Consider the following 13,613-nt stretch of genomic DNA (forward strand, 5'->3'; position numbering starts at 1 on the left):
GGTATCGCCGTAATCACATTCGCCTCCTGCCCCACCAGCCGCCCCACCCGCGACTCGCTCGACCCCTGCATCTTCCGAAACGCCGTGTTGAACAAAATCAACGCCACCCACGCAATCGCCATCCCCCCCCCCCCCGCAATCGTCGCAATGATCAAATGCTTCCCCCGCACGCTGTCTATTGAACTGAGAATCGTCCCAATCGCCCCAAACGCCGTCACAAACGTCGCCAGCACCGTCGGACTGAAAAACGACAACGCCGGCACCCCCGAATCCGCAAATCCCGCCTCCGCATGTCCTCCCGTCCCCACCCCGCCATCCGCGCCCCCCACATCCCCCACATCCCCGTCATGCCCCCCAAAAAAATGCCCAAAAACCGCGCACAGCAGCGTGAACACCAGGCCGACCACCAGGCAAATGACGTAAAAATACATGAGTGCTGCGTTTACCTTGGCCCCATACTAGCACCCCGCCCCAAGCCCCCCGCAAGCCTAAAAGCAACCCCCCCCCCCCCTTTGCACTTTGCACTTTGCATTTCCCCCTCCGCATTTCCCCCTCAATAAATCCCCCTCACCCGAAAAAACCCCGCCTCCCCCGGCGGCGCATTCGTCACCCGCAACGTCCCGCTCCCTCCCGGCACCGCCATCCACGTCTGCCATGCACTCTCCTGCGGCCGCCGCCACTCCACCACATTCGTCACCCCCGCCACCCCCGCCCAACTCACCTCCAGCCCCTGCGCCACCCGCCGGATCCCCACCCGCAGCAGCCGTATCTCGCAATACACCAAATCCTCATACCCCGGCGTGCTGCTCAGCACCGGCAGCTCATCCAGCGGCGCCCCCAGATTCAACAGCCACAAACTGTGCGTGGCCGACACATCATTAAACCGCTCCAGCACCGCCGCGCCCCGCACCACCCGCCCAAACACCGTAAAACCCCCGTTCTGATTGTCCAAATTGGCCGAATTATCCCCCAAATTGAAAAACCATTGCGACGTGGCCGAATGCGGATCCCCGCTCACCTTGGCCATCGCCAGCGTGCCATAAGTGTTGCTCACCCGCCGGCCCACATGGAACTCATTGGTGATCGGCCCATAACTGGGCACATACGCCAACTGCGCGTTCGTCGTGCCCCGCTGCGCCACATAAAAACCCCCTCCCTGCATCACAAATCCCGGCACCCACCGATGAAAAATCAGGTTGGAATACGCCCCGCTCTGCACGTACCGCACAAAATTGGCCGTCGTCACCGGCTTATCCTCAAACAGCTCCACCTCCATCTCCCCCAGCGCCGTCCGAAACACCGCCAGCGGCCCCGCCACCGCCGGAACCAACCACGCCACGAGCAAACTCACCAGCCCCCACCGCCCGAGCGCGCGCCGTGCCATATCCCAAGTTTATTTGGGCGCAGGCGCTGCCGGCGCAGGCGCGGGGCTCGGGGACGCCCCCTGCGGCGCCGCCACATTCACATTGGTCAAAGTAATCACATTCGCCGGCTTGGCTTGCGGCGCCGCCGCCGCCGCCATCTTCTGCAGCCGCGCCTCCCGCAGTTGCGGATGCGCCTTCTCCAGCGCCGCCAGCCGCGTCTGCGCCTCCATCATCCACGTGTTGAATCCCATGCGCATGTTCTCCAGCATCTCCATGTACAACCCATGCGCCTGCTCCACCTTCCCCTCCTGCTCGTACAACCGCCCCAGCGACAACTTCGCCTGGCTCGCCACCGCCGCGTCCATCGCATAACGCTTCCGCACCAGCTCATACGCCTCCACCGCCTCCTTCCGCTTCCCCTGCGCGTCCCAACACGCCGCCACCCCCAGCTCCGCCTGCGCCACCAGCGGATGCCCCACATTCTCCGTCATAAACCGCTGAAACACCCCCCGCGCCTGCTCATACTTCCCCTCCAAATACAGCGCCTCCCCCGCCAGCAGCAGCGCGTGCCGCCCCGCCGTCGTCCCCGCAAAACCCTCCGCGATCGCCAGCAGCTTCTCCGCCGGCGCCGTCTGCCCCCGATTCTCCCCAATGATCGGCGCCCGCAACGCCAGCAACGCCTCGCTCGCCTCCATCTCCCGCTGCGCCACATAATGATTATAAATCACCGCCCCAATGATGACCGCCAGCACCACCGCCCCCGCGATCACCAGCTTCTGCTTGTGCACCTCCACCCACGCCATCATCTCCAGCCCCAGCGTGGATTCCGCTCCGGTGGTTACTTTAATGTCCTGCGCCGACGCCGGCTTCCGCCGCGGCGGCTCGGTGTTCACCATGTTTTTTCCCGCGTCCATAATTTGCGACAATAAGTCCGTCATTTTCCGGTTCATCGCCCAAAAGGCAAGCGGGAAAAACGCCCGCCCCCGCCCCACGCCCCTCGCCCCGTCCCGCCCCGCCTTCATGCACGATTGACTTGCAGCCCACCGGGGGCCATATTTCGACTATGAATTTTGACATTTCCCACCTGCTGGAAAGTTGGGAATACAAAGCCGGTCAAGTCTCGGTGCGACGGTTTCAGGGGAAGGACGGCCAGGAAAAAATCCAACTGCGCGTGGACCTCGGCATCATGCAGATGAACGCCGACGGCCGCCCCGACGGCAAACGCCCCTTCGGCTTCCCCTCCCTCCTCGAGTACTACCAGGACCGCCTCGAAAAATATCGCGCCGAACACCACGGCGACGACACCGGCTTCCTCCTCGGCGCCGAGGACTGCGCCCGCCTCCAAATGGAGGCCCTCCAGTACCACCACCGCTACATCTGCTTCCTCCAGCTCGAAGACTACGACCGCGTCATCCGCGACACCGAACGCAACCTCGAAATGATGGATTTCGTGGATGACTACGCCGAAAACGACGACCTCGCCTGGAACGTCCAGATGCTCCGCCCCCAGCTCATCATGATGCGCGCCCGCGCCTGGGCCACCATGCTCATGCAGGGCGACCTCTACGACGAGGCCATCACCCTCGTCGAAAATGAAATCCAGTACCTCCGCGACTTCTACGAAGTCATGGGCCGCGAGGAAATGGCCGACGAATCCCCCGAAATCTTCTCCCTCGAAGCCTGGCTCGAAGACCTCCGCGAACGCCGCCCACTCACCAAACGCGAGGCCCTCGAAATCGCCCTCGCCGACGCCCTCCGCCAGGAAAACTTCGAGGAGGCCGCCAAACTCCGCGACGCCCTCCGCGAACTCAAAGAATAAGCCTGAACGCCCCCCCTACGGCAGCGGCGGCGTCGCAATCCGGTAAAACCGGCTGCGCCCTCCCGCCGCCCCCGGATCCGCCAGCCGCACCACATTCGTCCCCGCCTGCGGCGCAATATTCGTCCACCGCACCCACCCCGTCCCGTTCAAATTCGTCTGATACAAAATGCTGTACCCCACATTCGGCATCGCCGTAAACGTCAGCTCCGCCCCCGTCCCCGGGCCCCCGCCCACCCGCAGCCGCAACACACTCCCCGCGTCCAGCGGATGCGTCCCCGCCATGTACTCCTCCCAATTCGTCGCCCCGTCCCCGTCCGGATCATCATCCCGCCCGTTCCCCACCGCCGCCGTCAACCCATGCGCCGCCTCCCACGCATCCGGTATCCCGTTCCCGTTGGCGTCCGCGCTCCCAATCGTCAGCCGCGCCACCCGGCTCGTCGCCGTCCCCAGCGCATTCGACACCACCACCTGATAATTCCCCGCATGCCCCGCCTGCACCGGGTTCAGCGTTAGCGACGCATTCGCCCCCGCCACCAGCGGAGCCCCATTCACATACCACGTGTAAAAATACGGCCCGCCCCCCCCCGCCGTCACCGTGAACGTCGCCGTGCCCCCCACCGGCGCCGTCACATCCGCCGGCTCCTGCACAATATACGCCGGCTGCCGCACCGTCAGCGTCGCCACCTCGCTCGTCACCACCCCGTAGGCGTTGCTGATCACCACCTGATACGCCCCCTCGTTCACCGCCACCCGCGCATTCGTCACCGTCAACGTCGCCCCCGTCGCCCCCGCCACCACATTCGTCCCCTGATAATACCACTGATAACTCAACGTCCCCGTCCCCACCGCCGTCACGCTGAACACCGCGTTGCTCCCCGCATTCACCACCGCGTTGCTCGGCTGCGCCGTGATGAACGGCCACGACACCACCGTCAAATTGCACAACGTGGACAACCCGTTCGTCGTCGCCAGATTGTACGCCACAATCCGGTAAATCCCCGCATTCGTAAACACCACATTCCGCAGCGTGAACGTGATGTTCGTCGCCGCCGTCACCACCTCCTCCAGCGTCGTGCTCACCCGCTGAAACCGGTACGTGAACGGCGGCGGATACCCCGATACCACCGCGCTGAAAACCACATCCACCCCCGCCGTCACCGTCAGACTCGACGGCAGCCCCGTCACATAGGCCACCCGCCGCATCGGCTGCAGCCGCGCCGGCTCGCTCCAGCGGCTCCCCACCCCGTCCGTCACCACCACCTGGTAATTCCCCTCATGCTCCACCTGCACATTCGTGATCACCAGCGTCGCATTCGTCGCCCCCACCAGCGTCACCCCGTCCTTCCACCATTGATACCGCAGCGGCGTATCGCTGCTCGCGCTCACGCTGAACACCGCGTTGCTCCCCACCCACACATTCGTCCCCACCGGCTGCCCCACGATCCGCGGCAGCGCCAGCACCGTCAGCCGCGCCTCCGGGCTGACCACCACCCCACCCGCCCCCAGCACAATCACCGAGTAATCCCCCGCCTGCCCCGGCGTCACCTTCTCCAGCAACAACAGCCCCGACGTGTTGGTGGCAATGATCGCCCCATTCCGCCGCCACAAATACGTGAACGGCCCCGTCCCCGTCACCTGCACCAAAAACGTCGCATCGTTCAACTCCACCACCGTCTGCGCCAGCGGCGGCTGCGTGATCACCGGCGGCACCCCGCTCGGCAGCAGTTGCCCCGCCGACGGCAGCGCCGCAATCCAGTTCGTCGGATCATTCCCATACCCCGTCAACTGCAACCGCTGCAACGACGCCCCGCTCCCGTCCGCACCCCCCGGCCACGGCGCCCGATCCCGGTACGCCACCCGCTCCACCTCCGCCCACCCCACCTCGTTGCTCGCGTTGAGCACCGGCTGCAACAACTCGATCGTCTCGTCCGAATTGTCCAGCTTGCCCCCGTACGGCCCAAACAACCGCGTCTCCGCCGGTATCCCATACCCCTGCCGGAAGGCCGCCGCCGCCGCCAGATCATTGACCGGATCAAAATTCACCACCACCACCCGCTCCCCAACCCCCAGCACCGTCCCCGCCGGAAACCGGTAATCCACCGCATTCGCCAGCCGCCACGTGTTGGTCGGCGCCGCCGCATGATACAACGCCACCGGCGCCCCGCTGATGTTCGCCAGCTCGATAAACTCGTCCCGGCTGTTGTCATTCGTCCCCACATCCGGCGGATGATACATGATCTCCGCGATCACCACCGGCCCCACCCGCGGCCCCGCATTCGCCGCCCCCGGCGTCGGCGCCACCTGCGCCACAAAATGCTCCCGCCCCTGGCTGTTCACATGCCGCCCAAACGTCACCCCCGGCACCGCCGCCCCAAAATTAAACCCATGACTGTACCCCGTCAGATTCGTCGCCCCATCCCCGCTGAACACATACACCGCATCCCCCAGCGCCCCCAGCCCAAAGCTGTTGTTCGTCCCCGGCGTCGCATTATATTCCGCCCCCGTGAACACCCGGTAACCCCCCGCCGGTATCACCGTCCCCGCCGGAATCCGATACTTCTTCGGATTCGACGGCGCATCCGTCAAAAACCACCCCCCAATGTCCACCGCCGCCGCATTCGGATTGTACAGCTCAATGAACTCCTGGCCGTTGCCCACCGGCGCGCTCAACACCTCGTTCACCCACACCGGCGCAATCGGCCACGCCGGATCATCCGCCCCCGGCGATCCCCCCACCCGCGTGCTCGCCCGCCAGTTCTGCGCGTCATCCAAATCCGGCCGCGCCCCCGGCTCCTTCAACACCAGCGAAAAACCAAAACCATCCGGCGTCACCGGCCACGGCTCCCGGTCATTGTAATTAAACGACCACAACGTCGTCCCCAGCACCTCGTGCACCAGCCGCAGCCGCTCCCCCCCGTTGTCCAGCCGCCCGCTGTACACCCCGTCCACCGTCACCCCCGGATACCGCCGCGTAAATTGCTCCGGATTCCGCACCAGCAAAAAGATCTGCCCCGGCCCCAGCCGCGTGTTGTTCGTAAACGTAAAACTGATCCCCTCCGTGAACGCCAGCCCGCTCAAATTCAGCGTGTTCGTCCCCACATTCTTCAACTCCAGAAACTCAAATTCATCCCCGCTCACAATCCCCTCCGGCAGCGGATTGTACATGATCTCCGTCACCACCAGCGCCGTCAAATCCTGCTCCGTGTAATACATCGCCTCCGTCAGCGCGCTCCACTCCCCGTTCTGCAGCACCCGCGCCTTCACCAGCGTCGGCGCATTCAACGTCAACGGCCCGTCATACGCCCGCGCCCGCGCCGCCACCGCCCCCGTCCCGTACACCCGCGGATCCGTCCCGTCCGTCGTGTAATAAATCGTCCCCCCCGCATTCGTGTGCGTCATGCTCAGCCGGAAACCCACCGGCACCGCCCCCGAATAACGGCTGAAATCCGGCGCCGCCGTGTTCGGATAATACCCCACCGTCCGAAAACTCCCCGCCGCCGGCGCCGGCGCCATCAACATATTCCACCGGTTCTGCAACAACGACGGCCCCCCGCTGCTCTCGCTCACCAGCAACTGATTCACCCGCGCCAGCCAGTCCTGCCGCTTGAACGGCACATTCGTGTTCGGCGCCGACCGCCCGCTCGCCCGAATATGCCCCCACCGCGCCGACTCCCCCCGGATCGCCGCATCAATCTCCTGCAGCCGCACCGCAAACAAATTGCTCATCCCCGCCACCGTCAGCGCCCCGTCATTGAACAGGTGTTTCCGAATCCGATCCGCAAACCGCAGCCGGTACTCCGCATTCGCCCGCAGCTTCCGGTCAATCCCCTTCGGCTGCCCCAGCCGCGGCGTCTCATTCCCGTTCCCCGTCAAAAAATTCTCGCTCCCCGTCCGAAACGTGTGCTCCGAGTCCCACGAGTGAAACCGCCATTTCCCGTCCGCCCCCCGGTAATACGTCGCATACAAATTCTTGTCCGACCAGTCCCAGTTCCCCGCCAGATAATTCACAATCATGTAATCAATGAAATCATCTATGTCCAACACCCGCGCCACCGCCTCGTAATTGGTCAAAATGCTCAAATCCGGCGCCGGATTCGGCGCAATGTATCCCACCCCCACCAAATCCAGCAGATACTCAAAATTCGTCACCACCGTCGCGTTGTTCCGCGATATCGGCTGCGCCGGATTCGCCGGCATCGTGTTCACCAGCGGATCGCTCTCCGTAAACGCCGGCGACACCGAATGCTTGAACACATCCCAGTCCGCCGCCTCCCCCCCGTAATACGCCTCCGCAAAATGATGATCCGGCCGCTCATGCAAACTGTACAAACCCCAGTACAACCCGTTCAGAAACAAATGCACCGGCCGGCTCCGCCACCCCCCACGCCCCGACACCGCGTTCTGCATGTCCGCCACCACCTGGTCATTCACATAATCCCCCCGCACCCCCTGCGCGTTCGGATCCGGATGATTCCACGTGTTGTTGATCCGCGCATCCAAGATGAAATTCGCAAACTTCGTCGCCGCCCCCTTCCCGTACTTCTCATACAACGGATACTCCACATCCCGCACACACTGGAAACGCATCGAAAGCTTGTACGACTTCCACCGATCCTGGCTCGTGCCCCCAAAAATGTGCACATTCCCATCCACCTGAAACCCCCGCTCCCCATTCGGATCCACCACATCCCCCTTCGGATTCAACAGCTCCAGCGACGCCGGCCGATCCACCCCCTCATACGCCACCCCCGGCGCCGGCGGATAAATCCCCCCATCCGTCTGCCCCGCGCTGTTCGGCCCCCACAAATGCCGCCAGTCCATCACCAGCGACACCACCGGTATGTCCCGCAAATGCTCCACCCCAAACCGGTTCGTCGGATTGCTGTCATTCACGATCTGCGGATTCACCCCCCAAAACGTCAGCCCCGGAAACGCCGCCAAATTCGCCAGATTCCCCCCCGTCGTCCCCCACGTCAGCGTGTCCCCCGCACTCAAATTCATCGAGGCCGGCGGCCCGTTCTGCGTCAGCACCTCCTGCAAAAACAAATAACTCTGCGTGTCCACATCGCTGCTCCCCAGCCCGTTCTTCCACGCCCGCGCCCGCACCAGCGTCGTCCGCGTAATCTGCACCGCCGCCGTCGGCGCCACCCCGCTGTTCGCCGCCGGCACCTGAAATCCATTCGTCGGCGTCGGCTCGCTCCCGTTCAACGTATAGGCGATCGTCGCCCCCGGCGTCTCCGACGTGATCAACACCGTGAACGCATTGCTGTAAAAACCCCGATCCACCGAAAACTTCGTATCCTTGCAAAACTCCGTCACCGCGCTCCCCGCGTCATTCGCCGCCCCCGGCGTCGGCCGCGTCAAATACGTCATCGCCCCCGTCGGACTGTTGCTCGGATACCCATACGACACCGTCTGCCGCTGATTCTCATAATAAAACGACTGCACCACCTGCCCCCCCGGCGCCGTCAACACCAGATACCCCGAACCGCGCAGCCGAAAATTCGTGTGCGGCTGCACCCCCGTGATCGCCCGATTCTTCCCGCTCGCAAACACCACCACATACCCGTTGGCCGGCACCGTCGTCCCCGCAAACGTCCACTTCCGCGGATTCCCCGGATCATCCGACAGCGAATATCCCGTCAACGTCAGGTTGCTCGCCGTGTTGTTCTTCAACTCGATCCAATCCGGGTATTCCCCGTCCATGTCCACCGGCGCGTTCGGATCATTCACCCGCGGCAGATTCAGACTCACAAATTCATTGATGTGCACCGCCGGCACCTGCGCCAGCACGCCCATCACCGTGCCCAAAAAACAAAACCCCACCCACACCCGGGGCAGGTACTGCATCAATTCTTTCATGGCTTGACACCTTAAAGGTAACCCAACTGTCACCTGCCTGCCACCCAACTTTTTCCCGCCATCCACGGCACACCACGGCGCGCCAGGCAAAGCACTTACTGGGCTGCCGGACATCTTTGGCAAATGGGTTACACCAATGCAACAAAAGTTTCATCCACCCCCCTCCCACTTTGCATTTTTCATTTTGCACTTCGCACCTTGCACTTTGCATTTTGCATTTCCCCTTCCCCCCTACCTCCACCCCCCAACCCACCCCCCCACACAAACCAACCTTCCCCTCCCCCCTCGCCTCCGCCACCCCATTTTGCATTTTGCATTTTGCACTTTGCATTTTGCACTTTGCACTTTGCACTTTGCACTTTGCATTTCCCACTCCCACCTCCCCCTTGTCTTTTCCGGCCCCTGCGCTACAATCCCCCCCCAAACCCTCTGCCCGTCGCGGCGGGTTGCAACCAAATCACCCGGCACCGCATGAACGGTGGGTCACGACAGCGGCTGGCACACGTGTCCTGGCACTTTGCCCTGGACATGGTCCTCTTCATCCTCGCCTTCATGCTCGGCATCTACCTCCGCTTCCTGGGCGACAGCACCCTGGTCTACACCGCCCAGTGGACCTACTACCCCAGCCTCCTCTGGGGCGCGCTCGTCTTCGCCTCCGCCTCCTACATCTTCGGCCTCTACGCCCCCCAAACCCACCACCAAAGCCTCTTCACCCGCGGCCTGGTCATCCTCCTCAACCTCGGCCTGGCCCTCCTCCTCATGACCGCCATGTTCTATTTGAACTACTCCTCCCGCGTCGGCCGCGGCGTCATGGCCTACAGCTCCCTCTTCGCCTTCCTCTTCATCCTCCTCCACCACGTGCTCATCCTCCGTCAACTCTCCTCCTTCCGCGAGCGCGTCGCCCTCGTCGTCACCGATGAAGAGGACGAAAAAGAAACCCAGTGGTTCGACGCCTTCTGGCAGGGACGCCTCGAACTGGCCGGCGTCGTCTGCGCCCCGGGCTACTCCCCCCGCCTCGGCGCCACCTCCCTCGGCACCACCACCGAACTGCTCGACCTCATGCGCCACCACCGCCTCGACCGCCTCCTCTGCACCAACCGCGCCCTCGACAACCCCCAGCTCTGCCAGGAATTCTGCCGCCTCCGCTACTCCGGCGAAACCGTCATGCCGCTCATCGCCCTCTGCGAAGAAGTCTATCAGCTCGTCCCCCTCGAACTGATGACCCCCGCCTGGCTCATCAACGCCAGCGCCGCACCCCACCTCCTCTACATCAAAAAAGCCAAACGCGGCTTTGACATCCTCGTCTCCCTCCTCGGCCTCCTCGCCCTCGGCCTCCCCCTCCTCGCCGCCATGCTCGCCGTCCGCCTCTCCTCCCCCGGCCCCGTCTTCTACCGCCAAACCCGCACCGGCCGCTTCGGCAAACCCTTCACCCTCCTCAAACTCCGCTCCATGCGCGTGGATGCCGAAGCCGACGGCCCCCGCTGGGCCGCCGCCAACGACGACCGCGTCACCCCCGTCGGACGCTTCCTCCGCCGCTACCGCATTGACGAAATCCCCCAGCTCATCAACGTCCTCCGCGGCGAAATGTCCTTTGTCGGCCCACGCCCCGAACGGCCCGAATTCATCGAAGAACTCGCCCGCCACGTCCCCTACTACAAAGAACGCCTCATGATCCAGCCCGGCCTCACCGGCTGGGCCCAGGTCCGCTACCCCTACGGCGCCTCCATCCAGGACGCCCGCCGCAAACTCGAATACGACCTCTACTACATGAAACACATGAGCCTCTTCCTCGACTGCTTCATCCTCCTCGACACCGTCCGCATCGTCCTCCGCGGCGGCCTCGACGACGCCCAAAAAGCCGCCGTCCCCCACTACCGCGCCCCACGCCTCGCCTCCCTCCCCCTCCCCCAAACCACCCCCACCACACCCGCTCCCGCCCCCGGCGCCCCGCCACGTTGAGGACCTGCCGGCATGTGCGACCCCACCCGCACCCCCGAAGCCCTGCGCCGCCACTTCGAAGTCGAACGCGAGCTCGCCCAACGCCTCCGCCGCTCCTCCCGCGCCGAACGCGCCGCCCTCTACCAAACCCTCTACGCCGAACTCTTCGCCCGCGTCCCCGACCACCCCCGCCTCACCCGCCGCGCCGACCCCGAACGCACCCGCCGCGCCGTCGAAGCCCGCCTCGCCCTCCTCCGCCCCTTCCTCCACCCCGCCCTCACCTTCCTCGAAATCGCCCCCGGCGACTGCGCCCTCGCCCTCGCCCTCTGCCCCCACGTCCGCGAAGTCATCGCCGCCGACATCTCCGACCAATCCGCCCCCGCCGCCCATCGCCCCCCCAATTTCCGCCTCCTCGTCTATGACGGCTTCCACCTCGACCTCCCCCCCCAATCCGTGGACCTCGCCTTCAGCTACCAATGCCTCGAACACCTCCACCCCGACGACCTCCCCGACCACCTCCAGCTCATCCACCGCCTCCTCCGCCCCGGCGGCGCCTACGTCCTCGCCACCCCCCACCGCTACAGCGGACCCCATGACATCTCCGCCCACTTCAGCGACACCCCCCAGGGCTTCCACCTCCACGAATACACCTACACCGAACTCCGCGCCGCCCTCCTCCGCCACGGCTTCACCCGCATCCGCCCCTACCGCGCCGGCCGCCTCCGCCACCACCCCCTCTGGGACACCCTCGAACGCGGCCTCGAAGCCCTCTTTGCCCTTTTCCCCCGCCCCTGGCAGCGCCGCCTGAGCCGCCGCCTCTTTCAAAGCGTCACCGTGGCCGCCTGGAAATGAACCCCTCCCCCGCCACCCCCCCCCGCTGGCTCAACCGCACCGTCCTCGGCATCGGCCTCGCCTCCCTCTTGAGCGACTGGTCCCATGAAATCGCCACCGCCGTCATGCCCGCCTTCCTCGCCAGCCTCGGCGTCGCCGCCGCCTGGCTCGGCCTCATCGAAGGCGTCAGCGATGGCCTCTCCAGCTTCGCCAAAATGGCCAGCGGCTACTACACCGACAAACTCCCCCGCCGCAAACCCATCGCCATCGCCGGTTACCTCGTCACCGCCCTCGGCACCGCCGCCTTCGGCCTCGCCTCCGCCGCCTGGCATGTCCTCCTCGCCCGCGCCACCGCCTGGCTCGGCCGCGGCGTCCGCACCCCCGTCCGCAAAGCCCTCCTCGCCGCCGCCGTCACCCCCCAAACCTACGGCCGCGCCTTCGGCTTCGAACGCATGATGGACCCCCTCGGCGCCATCATCGGCCCCGCCACCGCCCTCCTCCTCCTCGCCTGGACCGGCCATCACTACCCCACCCTCTTCGCCCTCACCCTCATCCCCGGCCTCCTCGCCGCCGCCGCCATCGCCTTCCTCGTCCGCGAACACACCCGTAAACCCGTCCCCCACATCTCCTTCTCCCAGCGCCTCCGCGCCCTCCCCCGCCCCTACCGCAAATTCCTCCTCGCCGTCGGCCTCTTCGGCGCCGGCGACTTCGCCCACACCCTCCTCATCCTCCTGGCCACCCAAAAACTCGCCCCCCACCTCGGCCCCGCCCGCGCCGCCACCGTCGCCGTCGGCCTCTACGTCGCCCACAACATCTTTTACGCCGCCTTCTCCCCCGTCGCCGGCGCCCTCGCCGACCGCCTCCCCAAACCCCTCGTCCTCGCCGCCGGCTACGCCCTCGCCGCCCTCATGGCCCTGCTCATCATCTTTGCCCCCCTCAACCTCTATTCCCTCGCCCTCATCTTCCTCCTGGGCGGCATCTACATCGCCATGGAAGAAACCCTCGAAGACTCCCTCTGCGCCGAACTCGTCCCCCCCGAACATCACGGCATGGCCTTCGGCGTCCTCGCCACCGTCAACGGCGTCGGCGACTTCCTCTCCAGCGCCCTCGTCGGCCTCCTCTGGACCGCCTTCGGCACCTCCCTCGCCTTCACCTACAGCGCCGTCCTCTTCGCCCTCGGCGCCACCCTCGTCCTCACCCTTAAGAGTAATGTTAATGTTGAAGATGCGAAATGTAATTGGCAAACCATCACCAGTTAAGTATGTCATGGATATGTCTGTCGGCTTCGGGAATGCTTTCGAACGATGGCTCGCGGCAGTTGACGGCCAGGTTGAGGGTTTTCTCGCCAAAGCTCCAGCACTGCCGTGGTTGGACTTCTGGTTGAATCCTCGTCGCTTGCGCGGCAGCGATTTCCTGATGCGCTGGTCTCAAGGAGTATGGAGTGAAAAAAGGCTCATCGAGGCGGTGAATGACACGGGGGAATTTGTAGCCGTCCCCTATGGCCCCAGCGGTACTGCTCCTGCCCAGAGCGTCAGGGATTTTGAACTTTATTTCGAGCGCCTGGAGAAAGCGGGCCTGGGAAAAATCAAACGGCCGGATTTGCTCATTTTTCACGTTTCCGATCGGGAGGCAGTGGATGATATTGTTGCCGATGCCGGCGGTTTATCAGAATTGCCCTTCCTTCAAGAAGGTGACCCGTGTCTGAAATCCCTTCTTGCAAAGGCCGTGATGGCCGTGGAGTGCGAAAATAGTTTGTGGAAAGCAGCCAAAATGCCGGGTTTTAATGCGCCCTTGCGGCC

Annotated in this window: 9 protein-coding genes and 2 pseudogenes; 6 read left to right on the forward strand and 5 right to left on the reverse strand. The window is 64.5% G+C overall.

The genetic code is table 11. From position 1 onward, the window contains the following. The 3 genes from N3J91_03810 to N3J91_03820 all read right to left on the reverse strand — a co-directional run. Positions 1-431 (reverse strand): hypothetical protein (locus N3J91_03810; protein MCX8155571.1); only part of this gene is annotated, 431 nt, incomplete at its 3' end. 122 nt (positions 432-553) lie between these two features. Continuing rightward, complete coding sequence (locus N3J91_03815; protein ID MCX8155572.1) at positions 554-1,384, reverse strand: peptidylprolyl isomerase; 831 nt, start codon at positions 1,382-1,384, stop codon at positions 554-556. 9 nt (positions 1,385-1,393) lie between these two features. Beyond that, on the reverse strand, positions 1,394-2,278 hold the full coding sequence (locus N3J91_03820) for a tetratricopeptide repeat protein (protein ID MCX8155573.1): 885 nt from the start codon (positions 2,276-2,278) through the stop codon (positions 1,394-1,396). Positions 2,279-2,427: 149 nt separating this feature from the next. On the opposite strand from N3J91_03820, the gene N3J91_03825 reads away from it, so the two are divergent. Next, a complete protein-coding gene (locus N3J91_03825) occupies positions 2,428-3,183 on the forward strand; it encodes a hypothetical protein (GenBank protein MCX8155574.1) in 756 nt (251 codons plus the stop codon). 15 nt (positions 3,184-3,198) lie between these two features. Here the strand turns inward: N3J91_03825 and N3J91_03830 are convergent, their stop codons facing one another. Next, positions 3,199-6,582 carry an immunoglobulin domain-containing protein gene (locus N3J91_03830; protein ID MCX8155575.1) on the reverse strand — a complete coding sequence of 1,128 codons (3,384 nt, stop codon included), beginning with the start codon at positions 6,580-6,582 and terminating at the stop codon, positions 3,199-3,201. Here N3J91_03830 and N3J91_03835 point away from each other — a divergent pair. Continuing rightward, a pseudogene (locus N3J91_03835) lies at positions 6,486-6,698 on the forward strand (iron dicitrate transport regulator FecR). The gene N3J91_03830 and the pseudogene N3J91_03835 overlap by 97 nt on opposite strands. A 142-nt stretch (positions 6,699-6,840) precedes the next feature. Here the strand turns inward: N3J91_03835 and N3J91_03840 are convergent. Next, a pseudogene (locus tag N3J91_03840) lies at positions 6,841-8,982 on the reverse strand (CotH kinase family protein). A gap of 615 nt (positions 8,983-9,597) precedes the next feature. Between N3J91_03840 and N3J91_03845 the strand changes: the two are divergent. The 4 genes from N3J91_03845 to N3J91_03860 all read left to right on the forward strand — a co-directional run. After that, positions 9,598-11,004, forward strand: a complete 1,407-nt coding sequence (locus N3J91_03845) for an exopolysaccharide biosynthesis polyprenyl glycosylphosphotransferase (protein MCX8155576.1) — start codon at positions 9,598-9,600, stop codon at positions 11,002-11,004. 12 nt (positions 11,005-11,016) lie between these two features. Next, positions 11,017-11,835 carry a class I SAM-dependent methyltransferase gene (locus N3J91_03850; protein ID MCX8155577.1) on the forward strand — a complete coding sequence of 273 codons (819 nt, stop codon included), beginning with the start codon at positions 11,017-11,019 and terminating at the stop codon, positions 11,833-11,835. Further along, positions 11,832-13,073, forward strand: coding sequence for an MFS transporter (locus tag N3J91_03855; GenBank protein MCX8155578.1), 1,242 nt, complete (start codon positions 11,832-11,834; stop codon positions 13,071-13,073). The genes N3J91_03850 and N3J91_03855 overlap by 4 nt, the downstream gene beginning before the upstream one ends. Positions 13,074-13,080: 7 nt before the next feature. After that, on the forward strand, positions 13,081-13,613 hold a 533-nt coding region (locus N3J91_03860), incomplete at its 3' end, for an AccI family restriction endonuclease (GenBank protein ID MCX8155579.1).

This window comes from Verrucomicrobiia bacterium (assembly GCA_026414565.1).
In the GTDB taxonomy this organism is placed as follows: Bacteria; Verrucomicrobiota; Verrucomicrobiia; order Limisphaerales; family Fontisphaeraceae; genus Fontisphaera.

Excerpts from the sequence above, each read along its gene's own strand:
- N3J91_03815 (MCX8155572.1), bottom strand. The coding sequence starts at position 1,384 with ATGGCACGGCGCGCGCTCGGGCGGTGGGGGCTGGTGAGTTTGCTCGTG.
- N3J91_03820 (MCX8155573.1), bottom strand. The coding sequence starts at position 2,278 with ATGGACGCGGGAAAAAACATGGTGAACACCGAGCCGCCGCGGCGGAAG.
- N3J91_03825 (MCX8155574.1), top strand. The coding sequence starts at position 2,428 with ATGAATTTTGACATTTCCCACCTGCTGGAAAGTTGGGAATACAAAGCC.
- N3J91_03830 (MCX8155575.1), bottom strand. The coding sequence starts at position 6,582 with ATGACGCACACGAATGCGGGGGGGACGATTTATTACACGACGGACGGG.
- N3J91_03845 (MCX8155576.1), top strand. The coding sequence starts at position 9,598 with ATGCTCGGCATCTACCTCCGCTTCCTGGGCGACAGCACCCTGGTCTAC.
- N3J91_03850 (MCX8155577.1), top strand. The coding sequence starts at position 11,017 with ATGTGCGACCCCACCCGCACCCCCGAAGCCCTGCGCCGCCACTTCGAA.
- N3J91_03855 (MCX8155578.1), top strand. The coding sequence starts at position 11,832 with ATGAACCCCTCCCCCGCCACCCCCCCCCGCTGGCTCAACCGCACCGTC.